General features: G+C 70.6%; 11 protein-coding genes and 1 pseudogene. 2 read left to right on the forward strand and 10 right to left on the reverse strand.

Going from position 1 to position 14,691, the window contains the following annotated elements; translation table 11 throughout:
• Positions 1 to 94: 94 nt before the first annotated feature.
• Entirely contained in the window at positions 95 to 217 is a 123-nt protein-coding gene (locus BJF81_RS20465; RefSeq protein ID WP_269087347.1) for a hypothetical protein, read from the forward strand.
• A 298-nt stretch (positions 218 to 515) separates the two neighbouring features.
• Here BJF81_RS20465 and BJF81_RS14490 read toward each other — a convergent pair whose 3' ends face one another.
• From BJF81_RS14490 to BJF81_RS14505, 5 genes and pseudogenes are all read right to left on the reverse strand, one after another.
• Positions 516 to 2,456 carry a cytochrome c oxidase assembly protein gene (locus BJF81_RS14490; RefSeq protein WP_083664265.1) on the reverse strand — a complete coding sequence of 647 codons (1,941 nt, stop codon included), beginning with the start codon at positions 2,454 to 2,456 and terminating at the stop codon, positions 516 to 518.
• Between the two features lie 650 nt (positions 2,457 to 3,106).
• Positions 3,107 to 4,843: a cytochrome c biogenesis protein ResB gene (resB, locus tag BJF81_RS14495; RefSeq protein ID WP_237770256.1), complete on the reverse strand. Its 1,737-nt coding sequence runs from the start codon at positions 4,841 to 4,843 to the stop codon at positions 3,107 to 3,109.
• A gap of 1 nt (position 4,844) precedes the next feature.
• Entirely contained in the window at positions 4,845 to 4,967 is a 123-nt protein-coding gene (locus tag BJF81_RS21195; RefSeq protein WP_321166349.1) for a hypothetical protein, read from the reverse strand.
• Positions 4,922 to 5,584 (reverse strand): cytochrome c biogenesis CcdA family protein, encoded by a 663-nt coding sequence (locus tag BJF81_RS21665; RefSeq protein ID WP_446740568.1) that lies wholly within the window; start codon positions 5,582 to 5,584, stop codon positions 4,922 to 4,924. Before BJF81_RS21665 ends, BJF81_RS21195 begins: the two co-directional genes overlap by 46 nt.
• 112 nt (positions 5,585 to 5,696) lie before the next feature.
• Positions 5,697 to 6,086, reverse strand: a pseudogene (locus tag BJF81_RS14505) (TlpA disulfide reductase family protein); the annotation flags it as partial.
• A gap of 622 nt (positions 6,087 to 6,708) precedes the next feature.
• Between BJF81_RS14505 and BJF81_RS18170 the strand changes: the two are divergent.
• Entirely contained in the window at positions 6,709 to 7,335 is a 627-nt protein-coding gene (locus tag BJF81_RS18170) for a copper resistance CopC family protein (protein WP_075812001.1), read from the forward strand.
• A gap of 452 nt (positions 7,336 to 7,787) precedes the next feature.
• Here the strand turns inward: BJF81_RS18170 and BJF81_RS14515 are convergent, their stop codons facing one another.
• The 5 genes from BJF81_RS14515 to BJF81_RS14545 all read right to left on the reverse strand — a co-directional run bounded on the left by BJF81_RS14515 (position 7,788) and on the right by BJF81_RS14545 (position 14,672).
• Positions 7,788 to 8,291, reverse strand: a complete 504-nt coding sequence (locus BJF81_RS14515) for a hypothetical protein (RefSeq protein WP_202817142.1) — start codon at positions 8,289 to 8,291, stop codon at positions 7,788 to 7,790.
• Positions 8,292 to 8,885: 594 nt separating this feature from the next.
• A complete protein-coding gene (locus BJF81_RS17020; RefSeq protein WP_237770257.1) occupies positions 8,886 to 11,909 on the reverse strand; it encodes a multicopper oxidase domain-containing protein in 3,024 nt (1,007 codons plus the stop codon).
• Positions 11,906 to 13,087: a hypothetical protein gene (locus BJF81_RS14535; protein ID WP_237770258.1), complete on the reverse strand. Its 1,182-nt coding sequence runs from the start codon at positions 13,085 to 13,087 to the stop codon at positions 11,906 to 11,908. The genes BJF81_RS17020 and BJF81_RS14535 overlap by 4 nt, the downstream gene beginning before the upstream one ends.
• A gap of 197 nt (positions 13,088 to 13,284) precedes the next feature.
• A complete protein-coding gene (locus tag BJF81_RS14540) occupies positions 13,285 to 14,190 on the reverse strand; it encodes an NADP-dependent oxidoreductase (RefSeq protein ID WP_075958927.1) in 906 nt (301 codons plus the stop codon).
• Between the two features lie 56 nt (positions 14,191 to 14,246).
• Positions 14,247 to 14,672 (reverse strand): cupin domain-containing protein, encoded by a 426-nt coding sequence (locus BJF81_RS14545; protein WP_075812007.1) that lies wholly within the window; start codon positions 14,670 to 14,672, stop codon positions 14,247 to 14,249.
• Positions 14,673 to 14,691 lie beyond the last annotated feature (19 nt).

Here is a 14,691-nt window from a genome sequence, read left to right on the forward strand (position 1 = left end):
CGTCACGGACAGTGCGCTAGGGAAGAGAGGAGATGACCAAGATCGCGACGCCGCAAGTGGCCCTTTCCGATCCCCGGACGTCGGCGGGGACGTGGTGAGGCGCAAGCGTGACCGACCGGCCGGCCGGTCCTGGGCAGCCCGCCTGCTGCTGGTGGTCGTGGCCCTGCTGGCGGCAGGGTACTTTGTCCCGATCCTGATCCTCATGCTCGACCGGTGACTGGGGCATCCCGGCGCGGCGGACGGGCTCCGGGGTGAGCCAGCGCGCGGGACCTCCCTCTCGAGCAGCAGACTTGGTGCTGCGCTAATGCAGCGCTAATGCCCGTCGTACCGTCTCAGCGAGGCTGCGGCCTCACCGCCCGGGTATCCTCGACATCAGGGCCGCTCGGGCAGGGCTGTGTGCCTGCACCCGCCCCACAGGCGTTCGAGTACCTGCGCCCCGCACCGCAGTCCCCGCCAAGCATCCATCACCGCATCCCCGGCCAGCTACGTCGCTCCCGCGCGTCGGCTGCCTCCACTCACCCGTGCCTGCCCGGTTCGGCCTGGCGCCCGGCGCGCGTGTACACCCCGAGGACCACCATCAGCAGGAGGGCGACGACCGGCAAGTAGCCGGTACCCAGGGCCACCATGCCGCCGAACTGCTGGTCGGCCTGCAGGTCGGACACCCAGGGCACCTCGATGGTCGTGTAGAACTCTGACGCCAGCAGAGAGTCCGTCCGCATGACGGCGAGGGCCAAGAAGGCCTGACCGGCGAGCGTGGCGCCCAGCACCATGGACCTCACAGGAGCGGACCACATGCGTGGCCCGGGGTCGGTGCCCACGAAAGCCCAGACGAACAAGTAGCCCACAATGGAGAACTGCGCGACCATGAGGACGCGCCCGACGTGAGTGGTCAGGGCCCACGCCAGCAAAGGGGTCCCATAGAAGATGGCCAGGCTGCCGAGAAGCAGCAGTGCGGCCACCACCGGGCTGGCGAAGAGCGCCGCCCACCGCGACTGGGTCAGGGCGAGCAGCAGCTCACGCGGACCCAAGGTCCGGTCCTGGCGCGACGGCAGGGCCCGCAGGGCGAGCGTGATCGCGCTCGCCGGCACCAGCAGGACCGGCACGACTGTCATCAGGCCCATGTGCGCGGCCGCGTGCATCGAGAACATCACCCGCCCGTAGACGCCCGGCCCGCCGCTGGTGAGCCACATGAACACCACCCATCCGAGCACCCAGAGGTACAGCTTGTGGACCGGCCACCGGTCGCCACGGCGGCGGAGCCGGACGAAACCGGCGGCGTAGAGCCCGATGGCGGTCACGGCGAGGAGCGCGAACAGCCAGTCGGTGCGCCAGGTGAGGACGAGCCGCGACCAGGTGAACGGCTCCGGCAGCGGCCAGCCGGTGAGGTCGAGCACGGGTGTGAGCTCGACGGGCTCGGGCACCGGGGTGGGCGTGCGCCCCAGCACGACCCCCAGTGCGACGGCGGCGGCCATGAGCACGATCTCGCCGGCCGCGACCCGCCCGAACCGCATCGCCGAGTCCACACCCCGGGCGACGGCGGTGCTGCGTTGGGCGTAGCCCGCGACACCGAGGACCACCAGCAGCGCCACCTTGGCGAGCAGGAGCACGCCGTACGGCGTGGCGAGGTTCTCGAGGGAGCCGACCGTGACGGTGGCGAAGAGGATGCCGGACACGGCGACCAGGACGTAGCACCAGGTGGCCACCGTGGAGAAGCGTCGCACGGTGTCGGCCAGCGCGGGACCGAGCACGGGTAGCAGTGCGGCGATCGCCATGAGCCCACCGACCCAGACCGTCAGTCCGACCAGGTGCAGGTTGAGGGCGGCCACGGCCGTCCGGTGGCCGATGGCGCTCGCGGAGTGACCGGCGAAGGCCAGCGGCACGAGAGCCAGCAGCGCCAGAGCGAAGGTCCAGCCCAACTCGGCCCGCGACCGCACGTAGGCGGTCAGGGCTACCACGGGCACGACGAGCAGGACGACGCCCAGGTGAAGACGGAGCAGTTCGAGCGACCAGGCGTTGCCGATGAGCTCGGAGAGGTAGCCGGAGGAGGAGGGCGAGATGCCGGCCAGCTCACCCAGGGTGAGGTAGAGCACGACGGTCGCGCTGACCAGCCACACGACCGCGGAGAGGAAGGCCATCTGGGCGGCCGTCTCTCGCCGCCTGGTAGTTGTGCCTTCCCGTGCGAGGAAGGCCGCGACGAGCAGCAGCCCGATGGTGAACGAGGCCGCGAGGTCGTGCACGGTCCCGACGATCGGCAGACCCCAGCGCACGAGGGGACCGGCGTCCCCGAGAGCCAGCGGTGCGGCGGCGCCGGAGAAGGAGGCGACCGGCACCGCGACCACCAGAGCGCAGAGCGTGGCTGTGACGGGCACCGCCCAACCGACCAGCGGCGCCCGGTCCCCGGCACCCGCAGCCCTTGGCGCCGCGGGGGACGACCCGGAAGGCACCTCGTTCGCCATGCGATCATCCTAGGTACGCCAGGGGAAGGGGTGGCCCCCGGTCGGGGGACATGGGTGTCGGCGTGCCGACCCGGTCCGTGTGACCGGGCGCGCGCCGGGCCTCGACCGCCGCCCCTGCCTGCACCCTCGCGACGCCGCCCGTCGGCGTGCGGGCGTGGCGCCTCCCGGCGTGCGAGCGCCCGAGGAACGGCCAGACCCGCCCGAAGATCGCATGTCACCCACCCCCGGGGTAGCCGCGCCGATTACCCGCGAACGTCGGTGCTCACCACCAGCGAGTTCTACCGGCGTCCGGGACGTCTCCCTGGCGCTCACTGTTTCTGAAGAGACGTGTTCGCCGTCGCGTCCGGCGACTCACTGCCGGGGCTCAGCCGACCACCGCCGGCGTGCCCCGCTGAGGATCACGCGCAGCGAGGGGGCCCCGTCTGTGACCGGTAGATCCGACTCAGCGGACAGGCCCTGCGCGTGATCCGGTGACTCGTCGCCGGCCACCGCGCCGCAGTACCTCTTACGGTGCGTCCTCGGTGGGGCGAGAAACCCTGGAACGGGGTCGACCGTTCAGGTGCGTGGCAGCGACAGCCTTCCGCGGAGCACCTGATGTCATCCAGGGCCGGTACGGGGGACCCGTCCAGACCTCCCTTGAGGGCATGCGGTCAGGGGCTCACCGCGCGTCCGCCGGCGGCGGTCACGGTCCGCTCGAGGACCTGCTCGACGAGCTCGTCCAGTCCTGGGTCGGTGCCCTTGGGCAGGGCGGCGACGGTCACTCCAGTATGCCGCGTGCCGTCGCCGGAGGAGTCCGGGCCATCACCGGAGGGGCCCGCGCCGTCTCCGGCCGGGTCGGCCGCGTGCACCGGGGCGACCCGGACGAAGACGCGGCGGCGACGCACCCCGAGCATGAGCCCCAGGCCGAGCAGCGCCATGCCGGCGAAGACGAGCGCGGGGATGCGGCCGGGGTCGTGCCGGACCATCAGCCCGCCCCAGCGGATCACGGTCTCCAGCTCGATCGAGCCGCGGTCACCCGCCAGCTCTAGCTCCTCACCGGGCCGGATGAGCAGACTGACCGGGCTGCCGTCGTCCTGCAGGACCTGGTCCATCGATTCGGTCTCGACCGAGAAGACTGACTGGGCCCGGCCCTCGGGGAAGAGGTCACCCTCGAAGACCGCCAGCACCAGGGCCGGGTCGACCAGGCCGGGGAAGCTGGAGGTCGGCCCGATCTGCGGCTCGAAGGTCAGCGTGGGCAGGAAGCCCCCGACGAAGGCCAGCGAGGGGTCGGCGCCGGGGACCTTGATCGCTCCCTCGGAGGAGTAGTTGTTGTCCTGCGGCAGGAACGTCACGGCGTCCTGGAAGAGGACCCGGCCCGCCGCATCGCGGACGGTGACCACGGGCGCGTAGCCGTTGCCGAGCAGGAACGCCGAGGTGCCGGCGATATGGAGCGGGTCGTTGACACCGAACCCCGTGCTCCGGGCCGGGCCGTCACCGGCCTGCAGCGTGGCGGTGCCGGCGAAGCGCCGGGGCTGGCCGAACTGCGCGCCTTCGGCCTCGGACTCGAACTCCACGTCCAGGTCGTCCAGGCGCAGGGAGAAGACCGGGATGTCGTCGGGGTCGACCAGCGGCCCCAGGTTCAGGGTGTCGAAGGCGCTCGGTCCCGTGGTGACCGTCTCCCCCTCCTTGACGATGATCTCCCCGCGCCAGCCGAACAGGTGGCCCACGGCGACGGAGACGATGACGCCCAGGACCGCCAGGTGGAACAGCAGGTTGCCGGTCTCCTTGAGGTAGCCCTTCTCCGCCGAGACGACCAGCGACCCGTCCTCCTCCGTGCGCAGCCGGTAGCGACGGCCACCCAGCTCGGCGCGCGCGGCGGCGACCACCGCCTCGGGCGCCGCGTCGACGACCACCTCGCCGCGGGCGGGCAACCGGCCCAGCCGGACCGGCGTGCGGGGCGGCTGGGCGCGCATGGCCTCCAGGTGCTGACGCGAGCGCGGCAGAATGCAGCCCACCAGGCTGACCATCAGCAGCAGGTAGATCGAGGCGAACCACGGCGAGGCGTAGACGTCGAACATCCCGATGCGGTCCAGCCACGGCGCGACGCCGGGGTTCTCCTCGAAGTAGCGCCGCACCCGGACGGGGTCGACCCCGCGCTGCGGGAAGATCGAGCCGGGGATCGCCGCGAGGGCGAGGAGCAGGAGGAGGGCCAGCGCGGTGCGCATGCTGGTCAGCTGCCGCCAGGTCCAGCGCGCCCAGCCGACGGGTCCGAGGCGGGGGCCGCCCAGCGTGGTGCGGTCCTTGGGGTAGCTCGGCTGGATCTGTTCCGGTGACCGCGACGTGCGCACACCGGCGATGACCTTGTCTCTGGGCCCGTTCCGGGTGGTGCCCTCCCCGGTGGTGGCCATGTCAGATCACCGTCGTGAAGTTGCTCGTCAGCCGGGTCTGGACCCACGCGGCCGCCTCGGCCCACACGCCGAGCAGCATCAGCAGGCCCAGCAGGACGAGCAGGCCGCCGCCGACGCGCTGCACGAGCAGGTAGTGGTCGCGCAGCCAGCGCGAGGCGCGGCTGACCCAGCCCAGACCCGCGGCGACGAGCACGAACGGCACCCCCAGGCCCAGGCTGTATGCGGTGCCCAGCACCAGGCGCGCCCGACCTGGTCGTCACCGGGCAGGATCGACGTCCCGAGCGTCTGGATCGCCGCCAGCGCCGGCCCGGTGCAGGCGCTGAACCCCAGCCCGAACGCGACGCCGAGCAGCGGTGCCCCCGCCATCCCCGCGGCCGGGCGCCACCGGACCCGCCACTCGGCCGTCGGCTGCAGCAGCATGACCAGTCCGAGCGCCAGCACCAAGACGCCGGCCACCCGCAGGAGGGTGCCCTGGTGCTCGGTCAGTGCCAGCCCGATGCCGGAGATGACCACGCTCATCGCCAGGAACACGGCGGTGAAGCCGAGCACGAAGAGCAACGCCCCGAGCACGAGGCGACGGCGCGAGGCGGTGCCTCCGCCGGGTGACGTCATACCCCCGACGTAGCCGAGGAACCCCGGGACGAGGGGCAGCACGCAGGGTGAGGCGAAGGAGACCAGGCCCCCGAGCGCGGCGACGAGGGCCGCGCCGAGCAGGGGCCCGGAGAGGACGAGCTCGCTCACCGGGTGCCTTCCTCGGCGAGCACGTCCTCGACCAGGCCGCGTAGGTCGAGGCCTCGACAGGTCCGCTGACCCGGGCGGCGAGGCGCCCCTGGCCGTCCAGGACCATCGTCGTGGGGGTGGCGACGGCCAGCCCCTGCAGCTGGGTCCGCGTGCGGCCGCCGTCGTCCTGGAGAGAGGGGTAGGAGATGTCGTACTTCTGTTGGAACGCGATCGCGCTGGGCACCGAGTCACGGCTGTTGACCCCGATGAACTGCACCGGCTCACCGGCCTCGCGGAACTCGGTGGCGACCTTCTCCAGGTCGGGCGTCTCCTCGATGCACGGTCCGCACCACGAGCCCCAGACGTTGATCACCACGACCTCGCCGAGGTGGTCCTGGGAGGACCACGCCTCCTCCTCCAGGGTGGTGCCCTCGAGCGTGATCACGGTCTCGCGCTCCTTCGGCGCGAGCGCCTGAATGGTGCCGTCCCCCGCGACGTAGCCCTTCTGGTCACCCTGGCGCATCTGGTCGTTGATCGTCGAGCCCTCGCTGCCGCAGCCGGCCAGGGCGATGGTGCAGGCGGCGAGCACGGCCGCCGCGCGGCCCCACGGCACGAGCGTCACCCGACCACCCTGTCGGGCAAGCTCGCGTGGCGTACACGAAGCAGGTGGGTGGCTTGGCAGCAGTGGGTGCTCGGACGGAGCGGCGCGCGATCCTTGAGCTCTGGGTCCGTGTCAGCAGCCCCCGGTGGTGGGTTGAACGTCGTGCATGTGCCTGTGCATGTGCCGTGCTGAGCGCGGCGCGCGGGCTGGCTGCCCTGGGGTCGTCGGCCTCGTCGATCGACCTTGGGGAGCGAGTCGTCCTCACTGCCTTTTCACCTCTCCGTCACACGGCTGTACGGGTGCTCACCGGTGCCCGGCGGTCGGTCCGACTTTATCCTTGACCGTCAGTGGTTCGGGCGCAGCATGGAGCCGACCGGGCCGCCGAGTCGTGTGCCTGCCACGCCGTGCCGCGACGATGGTCCAGGGCCGGCCCGTTGACCGTGCGCGGCCCTTGGCTCGCGGGTCGTGGTGCGGTTCCTGCGCGGGACGGTGCGGTTGGGCTGTGCCCTGCATGCATACGTCGGCTCCTACGTATGCTGCCAGCATGCTACGTCTGCGTGCCCCCTTCCTCGCGCTCCTCCTCACCTGCCTTCTCGTCGTGCCGGTCGGGGCGTCGAGCGCGCACGACGAGCTCACGGCCACCGAACCGGTCGATGGGTCGACGGTCGAGGCACCAGAGGAGCTGGTGCTCACCTTCTCCGGTCGGCTCTCCGACCTCGGCGCCCAGGTCACCGTCAGCGGCCCGGATGGGCAGTCCGTGGTCGACGGCGGCCCTGAGGTCACCGGCACGAAGCTGGAGCAGGAGCTCGTGGACGACCTCCCTGCGGGGGACTACGCGGTCGTCTGGCGAGTGACCAGTGAGGACGGCCACCCGATCTCAGGCGAGTTGGGCTTCACGGTCGAGCAGAGCACCGAAGACGCGACGGCCGAGGCTGAGCCGTCGACCGAGGCCGAGGCTGCGCCGACCTCCGAGGCCGAGCCGTCGACCCAGGCCGAGCCGACCGCAGCCGCGGGCGATGACGCGGCATCCGAAGCGTCAGAGGGCGCCACGAACTCGCAGGAGGTGCCGGACGGCGGTGGGCTGCCCGTGTGGGCCTGGACCCTCGTGGCGCTCGGGGCCATCGGTGTGCTCGGCCTGCTGGCGCGCACCTGGACCCGCGGGCGGGAGTGAGGCACGCGCGGCGACGCCTACGCTAAGAGAGGCTTACCCGCCGGCTGGCTGACACGGGCGCACCCCTCGAGTGACCCGAACCTGGTCACGGCATCGGTGCACGGGGCCCTGCGCGCAAGGGTGACTCGTCCGCCCGTGAGCCTGCTGCGGTGATCGATTCGACACCGCATCAGTTCCATCTCCTACCCGTTAACTTGCGACACCGTTGTGGTTTCGGGGCTCACGCGGCACCCTGACCAACGTGACGGAGCCCGTCGAGGACTGTTCGGCCCGCGGGTGAGGACGTCGAGCCCGATGTAGCGGTTTTGCGCCGCCCAGGCGCCGTGCTGCTCGGCCAGAACGGGCGCCGACGAGGTGGATGATGGACCCTGCGATTGGGAAAGATGCCGACGACGTCGGTACGCCGGCGGATCTCGCGGTGTCATCATCACCAGCGCACCGTCGAGCAGGGCTCAGCTGTGAGGCAGAGCTGACAGCACTATTCCCACCGGAACACTGACCCCGAGGATCGCCAGAAGTATCCGGTAGATCGCCAAAGGCCAGGAGTGCGTGCGTGGGTGGCGGGCCGCTGCCAGGAACAGGGCGAGCGCCAGGAGCAACAGCACACCACCAGCGACCACCACGGACACCGACTCGGTCAGGGTGCCGAGAAGAACCGCGGCGTTGGCGACGTTGTAGACGAGGAGCTGCCAGCCACGGCGCCTCCCGGATGGTGGGACGACGGCAAGAAGCGCCTGCCCGACACCAAGGCCCACCTGGGCCACCCCAGCCACGAGCACCAAGTAGGCCGCCACCCAGGAACCGTCGGTGAAACCGGTCGGGCCGGTGGCCGCGGCCACGAGCCCACCCGTGATGACGGCGATGAGACCCACGAGCGCGAAGCCGCCCATCGCGTGCCATCGGGCGGTAGAAATCGTTTCCGGTGCTGCCACACTGCCGGCCTGCGGCTTGCTCATGCTTGATCTCCTTCGTCGGTCCCTTTCCGGCCCCCTGTCCGCTCGAAGAGGCTCCTCAGAGTTCCGCGTGGATGCTTGCCAAACTTCCTCACCTTGGGCGGTGGTCAGTGTAGAGGGTGGCGCCTCGCAGCGTGCCTTGGCGGACGTGGTGATCGCGGAAACGGTAGGAGTCGCCGTCGAGGTTGAGCACGACGGAGCGGTGAAGGAGGCGCTGGACGGCAATGTCGCCGAAAGGCGGTCCAAGGAAGCACGGTCCCCGTCCTCGCAATCGCGGCCATCTGACCGGCCCCGCTGATACTGCCCCGCCGCTGTAGCCGGACGTCGACGCACCCGAGGAGATTGATGAGCGCACTGCTCGACGACGCCGCGCGCAGGTGAGCGGGCTGCCCTGCTGCCAGATCACACGAGAACCTACAGCTGTAGTCGCCTGTCCGGACTCAGATTTCATGTCACCCTCTCTTGCATGTCACCGTCTCCTTCGAGGTAAGAGTCCCGTGGAGTGGTGGGCTTTGGGGAGTGGGTGTGGCTCCCTGACGTAGAGGGGTCATCGGCGAAACCTCGGTGTGTACCGCCAAGTACTCACCAGAGGAGATCTCACCGATGACCCTTCCCAGTCTGCCGTATCCGACCTGCTGGACGCACTTCGCGCCGGCGCCGGCGTCGATCTCGTCCGCGAGTCGGTCCGCATCGTGAACCGCCCCACAGAGGACCGCGACCCGCTTCGCCGAGGCGATCCCGACCTCGAACACCCCGAACCCGGGTCAGCACCGACCCGGCGTTGACGCCAGTCCCTCGCCGCGAGGGCCACCGGCCGCCAGGGCCCGGCGACGGGGGTGGGCCGCAGCGCCGCCGACGGTGAGCCACCGGCTTGTCCGCAGCAGCCTGCCGGTCCCATGCGGCTCGCCGACGAGTCCGACCGACCGGTCGAGCAGTTCGTTCGCGACCAGCTGCAGCGCGGCGCCGCCGATCACGATCCGGCGCGCCGGTAGCCCCGCTACTTGGTGACCGTGATGATCCCGCGGGCGCCGGTCTCGGCGTCAGCGGCGATGTGGTTGAGGATCGTGTAATGCCCGGGCGCCGGGAAGGTCGTCTCGACGAAGCCGCCCTGGGCGGGTAGTAGCCCGAGCGCCTGGGAGCCCGCGGAGTGGTAGTCCGGTGGGTCGAGCGGGCCGCGGCCGTTCTTGAGCAGGTGGGTGCCCTCCTTGTAGACGGTGTCAAACTGGGTCCCGACGATGTGGAAGGACAGTGGTCGGTTCGGCCCGATGTCGAGGACCCAGAACCGGACCCGTTCACCAACCTTGGCCGTGAGTGGCCGGTCGACGTACTGGCCCACGAGCCGTTGAACATCACGGCATCGGCCTGGTTCGCGGCCGCCTTGGTGGCGTCGACCGGGCCGCTCTGCGCACCGAGGTAGAGCTCGGACTGGGTGATCACGTAGGACCGGTCGACCTTGGGCAGGTCGGGCGGGTCGATGATGACCGCCCCGGCCATCCCGGCTGCGATGTGCGCCGTCATCGGTGCCGTCAGGCAGTGGTACATCCAGATGCCGGAGCGCTTTGCGGTGAAGGTGTAGACGAGGCTCTCCCCCGGCGCGATGTCGCGCATCGGGACGTCGGGTGAGATCTCGCTCGCGTGGAAGTCGACGGAGTGGGCCATGGTGCCGTTGTTGACGAGCTTGACCACGAACGTGTCGCCGACGCGGCCGTGCAGGACCGGTGCGACCGACCCGCCGTTGTAGGTCCACCGGGTCTGGAAGACCTCGGGCGCGACCTCTGTCTTGACGTCCTCGACCGTGAGCGTGACGTGGTGGACCTTCTCGTCCGTGAGGGGCGGCAGGACGGGGTCGATACCGGTGAAGTCGGCCCCCCACTTCTTCATGAAGTCGATCCTCGGCGAGGTGCTGGCCGGGACGCTCGCAGTGCCTCCGGTCCCACCGATGGCCTTGACGGCGAAGACCATGCCCATCTGGCGGTGGCCGACGACGGAGCACCACCCGTCGATGTCGCCGCTGACGACGCCGACGTCGACCGTCGCCCTCTGGCCGGGCGAGAGGCGTCCGCTCGATGCGCCGTTGGCGAGGACGATGTCGTGGACGTTGGTGGTATCGGTGTTCTTCAGCTCGATGATGAGCTTGTCGCCGAGGGGCGCGGACACCTCGGCGGGGTGGAAGCGCATGTCCTTGGCGGTGACCTCCACCGTTGTCGTGTGGCCGGTCGGGGTGACCGCCGAAGGGTTCTGGTCCTTGCTCGACGCGAGCGTGAGCCGGGTGGCGGTGGGGTCGAGACCGACCCCGATCGTCGCGCCGACGGCGGTGATCGCCAGCCCGGTGACCAGCTCGGCGCGCGACCACGACGTGGCCAGCGGCGCGACCGGCTGAGGCGGGGTGCCGTCGGGGGCGGGCGGCTGCTCCGCGGCAGCGCGCCTGCCCTTGACCCCGGCGTAGATTCCGCGCAGCAGGATGGGGATCGACAGGCCGAGGGCGACCAGGACGAGCACCGACAGAACGACCCTGACCAGGCTCGGCACCGGCAGCAGGGCCAGGGCCAGCCCGACGTTGGCGACGACGACCCGGGCCGTCCCCCAGCGGTCCATCTCCCGCATCCCGAGGCGTAGTACGTGGGGTCCTCCACCGATGGCGACCGGCAGCAGGTAGGACAGTGCACCGAGGACGATCTGCAGGGCGAAGCCCACGACGAAAATCGTCGTGAGGATGCCGTAGCTGTCCGACAGGTCGGCCCAGGAGCCCCGCTCCAGCAGCGACCACGCCATCAGCCCGAGGCCGATGGGGAGCCAGAACAGCCCTGCGCCCGCGGACAGGGCCGGGAAGCTGCTCGGCGGGCGGTTCCGGGCGGCCGCGACGATCGGCCGGTAGACCCAGAGGGTCCCGACGAGGTAGGCGACGATCCCCGCGGCCGCGACGGCGGCGAGGTCGACGAGCGGCCCCACGACGACGAGGACGAGAGCGAGGATGAAGACCGGCAGGGCCTGCTTCGAGGTGGACTCCGCGTTGGGCGCCATCCGGGTGCGGAGCATGGTCGGCCACAAGGTGACCAGGGTGCCGAGCACCGTCAACCCAACCCACCCCAGCAGGTTGATCATGCTGTGCGCGACGAGGAGTCGCCCGTGCCACGGGTCGCCGAGGCCACGGGCGAGCAGCACGCCGAACGTCGCACCGACCGGCAGGAGCAGCGCCGCGACGATGTAGTAGCGCACGGTGATCCGGAAGCGCCCCGGCAGCGCGGCCCGCAACCGGCGTCCGAGCGCGATCGCGTGCCACACGATGGCGGCCGAGATGACCGTGCCCCCGGCGAGGGTCAGGAGCCAGATGTTCGTCGGGACCCCGATGAACACCAGGATGATCCCGACCTGGAAGATGCTCAGCCGTGCCGTCTGCCAGCGGCGCTCCTCGAAGCCGGCCTTCGTCTTGAGCAGCGCGTCGGTAAAGTGGACGCTCCACACCATGGCCGAGTGGGTCACGACGCCGAGGACGACGAGGTGGACCACGAGCCACCGCGACGACGCGAAGAACGGGTGGACCAGCGCGACGAGGAACGCGACGAACAGCCAGATCGCGACGGGACGGTCACGCATGAACCACGTGCCGCGGGCGGTGCTCACGAAACACTCCGATGGGGTGCGGCGGTGCTCGAGGAGGGGGAGGAGGGTACGCCGCGGGGGTGGGTCTGACCGGCCGGTGCCTTCGCGCGCGGCCTGCGTGCGACGGGCCCGGCCAGGCTCGACCCGAACGCGACGACGAAGAACAGCAGCAGGGCGACGATGTTGATGACCGACCCCGCCTGCCAGACCGTGTACAGCTGACCGAGGTCGCCAGCGAGGATCCGGATGAGCAGGCCGACGTGCATGAGCACCAACGGGACCCACATGATCGGGCGATAGGGCAACGGTCGCCGCAGGACCGCGGGCAGGATGACTGGAGCGTGGGCCATGACCATCGAGATCGCGAAGCCGAGCATCGTGGAGTGGACGACGAGATCGTAGAGGTTGCCCCCGAGCTGGGCGCCGCCGATCACCCACGTCATCGCGGCAAGAAAGAGCCAGAAGTAGCCTGCCAGCAGGGAGGCCGCGCTGAACCGGGGCAACCCATTCGCTCGGATCGTCTTGCGGGCGACGTCGTGCCTCACCAGCCAGACCACGAGGGAGACGATGACCAGGCCCGTCAGGCGGGCGCCGAGATCCGGCCACAGGAGGGTCATCACGAGGGTGATGGTCAGGGCACCGGAATGCAGCACGAGGGTCCGCCCGCCGGTGGGGGGCATGTGCAGGCGGGCCAGCTCGACCCGCTCGGCGCAGATCGTCAACACGACAAAGCCGACGAGCCACGCCAGCAGCCACGGGACCTCGACCCGTAGCCAGAGGAACGCCCCGATGGCGAGGCACACGGCGCCGAGGAACTCGACGATGACGACGTCGTCGTGGCTGCGGCGGAACAGGGCGGCGTAGACAGCAGCGAAGGCGATCGCACCATCGAAGAGGAGGAGCTTGCCGACCATGATCGGCAGCGGGGTGAGCAGCGCGATGCCGCCGAGGCCGAGCAGGAGCGGTGCGGCGAAGCCGAGCCGATGGCGGAGCGCGACGGCCCGCTCCAACGCGATCAGGGTCCCGAGGAAGCCGCCGACCATGAGCATGCCGTGCAGGTCGCCCGTCCGGGCCGCCTCGACCGGGGCGTCCACGCCGACGAGCGTGAGCGCGGCGTTGACCCCTGCGAGCATGGCGATGCCGGCCGGGACCAGGAACACCGCACGCGACAGGGCCTGGCTCGATCCGGTCTTTTCCACGGCCTCAACTGTAGATAATCGGCCCATCAATCTCGAACTCCACCCCCTCGCCAAACGTCGCGTACCGGCTCAACCTCGCACCAGGGGCGGAGGATCTCCGCGACGACCCCGCTCATGCCGAGCGGATCGCGGCTTCTCGGCAGACTGCTTGGCGACCCCCCCGCGCGGAGCCGCCACGGAAAGCCCCAGGGGAGGGGTCAGGGCACGATGACGGTCTTGCCCACAGCGTGGCCCGTCTCGACGACGGCTAGCGCCTGGCGGGCCTGGTCCAACGGGTACTCTCCGCTGATCCGCGGGGTAATCACCTCGTATCCGATCACCGAGGTGATCTTCTCGAACGCCTCTGGGTCACGCGAGCGGCCCGTCCCGCCCAGCTCGGTCACGGTCCGGGGGTCGGCGGCTGAGACGATCCGGTCCGGTGTCGTGGCCAGCGGAGCGACATCCCGCAGCGCCTGACCCCCGACGAGGTCGACGACCAGGTCGACGCCCTGCGGGGCGAGTTCGCGGACGGCCGCCGGTGCCCCGTGGCCGGCGGCCACGAACGTGGCCCCGGTCGACTCCACGAGGTCACGCTTGTCCTGCGAGGCGATCCCGATGACCCGGAACTTGTGCACCCGGCCGATCTCGGCGGCCAGGTGGCCGACGCCGCCACCAGCACCTAGGACGAGCATGGTCTGGCCGGTCTCGAGCTCGATCTCGTGGGTGAGGTCGTATGCCGTGGTCCCCGCCACCGGGATGGTGGCTGCCACGGCGAACGAGATCTCGTCCGGCTTGGCGACGGCCTGCTCGGCCCGCAGCAGGGCATGGTCTGCGAACCCGCCCTGTCCCGGTGCCACCGGGCCCAGAACCTCCTCGCCCACGGCAAACGCCTCGACTCCCGGTCCGAGCGCGGCGACCACGCCGGCGACCTCGCGGCCCATCGGGACCGGCAGGTCTGCCTCCCGCCCGAGGTATCCCTCGCGGATCTTCCAGTCCACCGGGTTCACCCCGGCGGCGCGGACCTCGACGAGGATCTCGCCCGGCCCCGGTTCGGGAACAGGGCGCTCGATCAGCTCCTCACCTTCGGGGCCGCCGTACTGGTTGAACACGTACGCCCGTGACAACTCTGCTCTCCATTCTGCGAATCTTCGAATCTTCGAGGTAAGGCGGTTGACGCTGCTCAGCGCGCGGAGGGCTCGTCGTGGCCCTGCTCATGGGCCCGGTCGGCCTCCTCCTTGGTGGCGAAGGCAGCCTGCGGAGCGTGCTCGGGCGGGGCGTAGACGGTGTAGAGCACCAGCGGCTCCTCACCGGTGTTGCGGAAGTTGTGCTCCGCTCCGGCCGGGACGGCGCACTGGTCACCGGCCTCGACGGGGTGGGTGTGGCCCTGCAGGTCCGCGTGCCCGGTCCCGCTGATGAAGGTCAGGATCTGGTCGCCGTGCTCGTGCACCTCGGTGCCGATCTCCTCACCCGGTGGGATGGTCATGATGACGATCTGGGCGTGCTCACCGGTCCACAGGACCCTGCGGTAGTCGGGGCTCTCCTTGGCGGTGTCGGCGATGGTGAAGTGCTCGATGTTCTGACCGAGGGAGAAGTTCTCCTGAGTCATGGTGCTCCTTTCGTGTCCG

Origin of the sequence: Ornithinimicrobium sp. CNJ-824, assembly GCF_001942405.1 — a bacterium.
Taxonomy (GTDB): domain Bacteria; phylum Actinomycetota; class Actinomycetes; order Actinomycetales; family Dermatophilaceae; genus Ornithinicoccus; species Ornithinicoccus kibberensis.

Excerpts from the sequence above, each read along its gene's own strand:
- BJF81_RS14490 (WP_083664265.1), bottom strand. The coding sequence starts at position 2,456 with ATGGCGAACGAGGTGCCTTCCGGGTCGTCCCCCGCGGCGCCAAGGGCT.
- resB (WP_237770256.1), bottom strand. The coding sequence starts at position 4,843 with ATGGCCACCACCGGGGAGGGCACCACCCGGAACGGGCCCAGAGACAAG.
- BJF81_RS18170 (WP_075812001.1), top strand. The coding sequence starts at position 6,709 with ATGCTACGTCTGCGTGCCCCCTTCCTCGCGCTCCTCCTCACCTGCCTT.
- BJF81_RS14545 (WP_075812007.1), bottom strand. The coding sequence starts at position 14,672 with ATGACTCAGGAGAACTTCTCCCTCGGTCAGAACATCGAGCACTTCACC.
- BJF81_RS14515 (WP_202817142.1), bottom strand. The coding sequence starts at position 8,291 with ATGAGCAAGCCGCAGGCCGGCAGTGTGGCAGCACCGGAAACGATTTCT.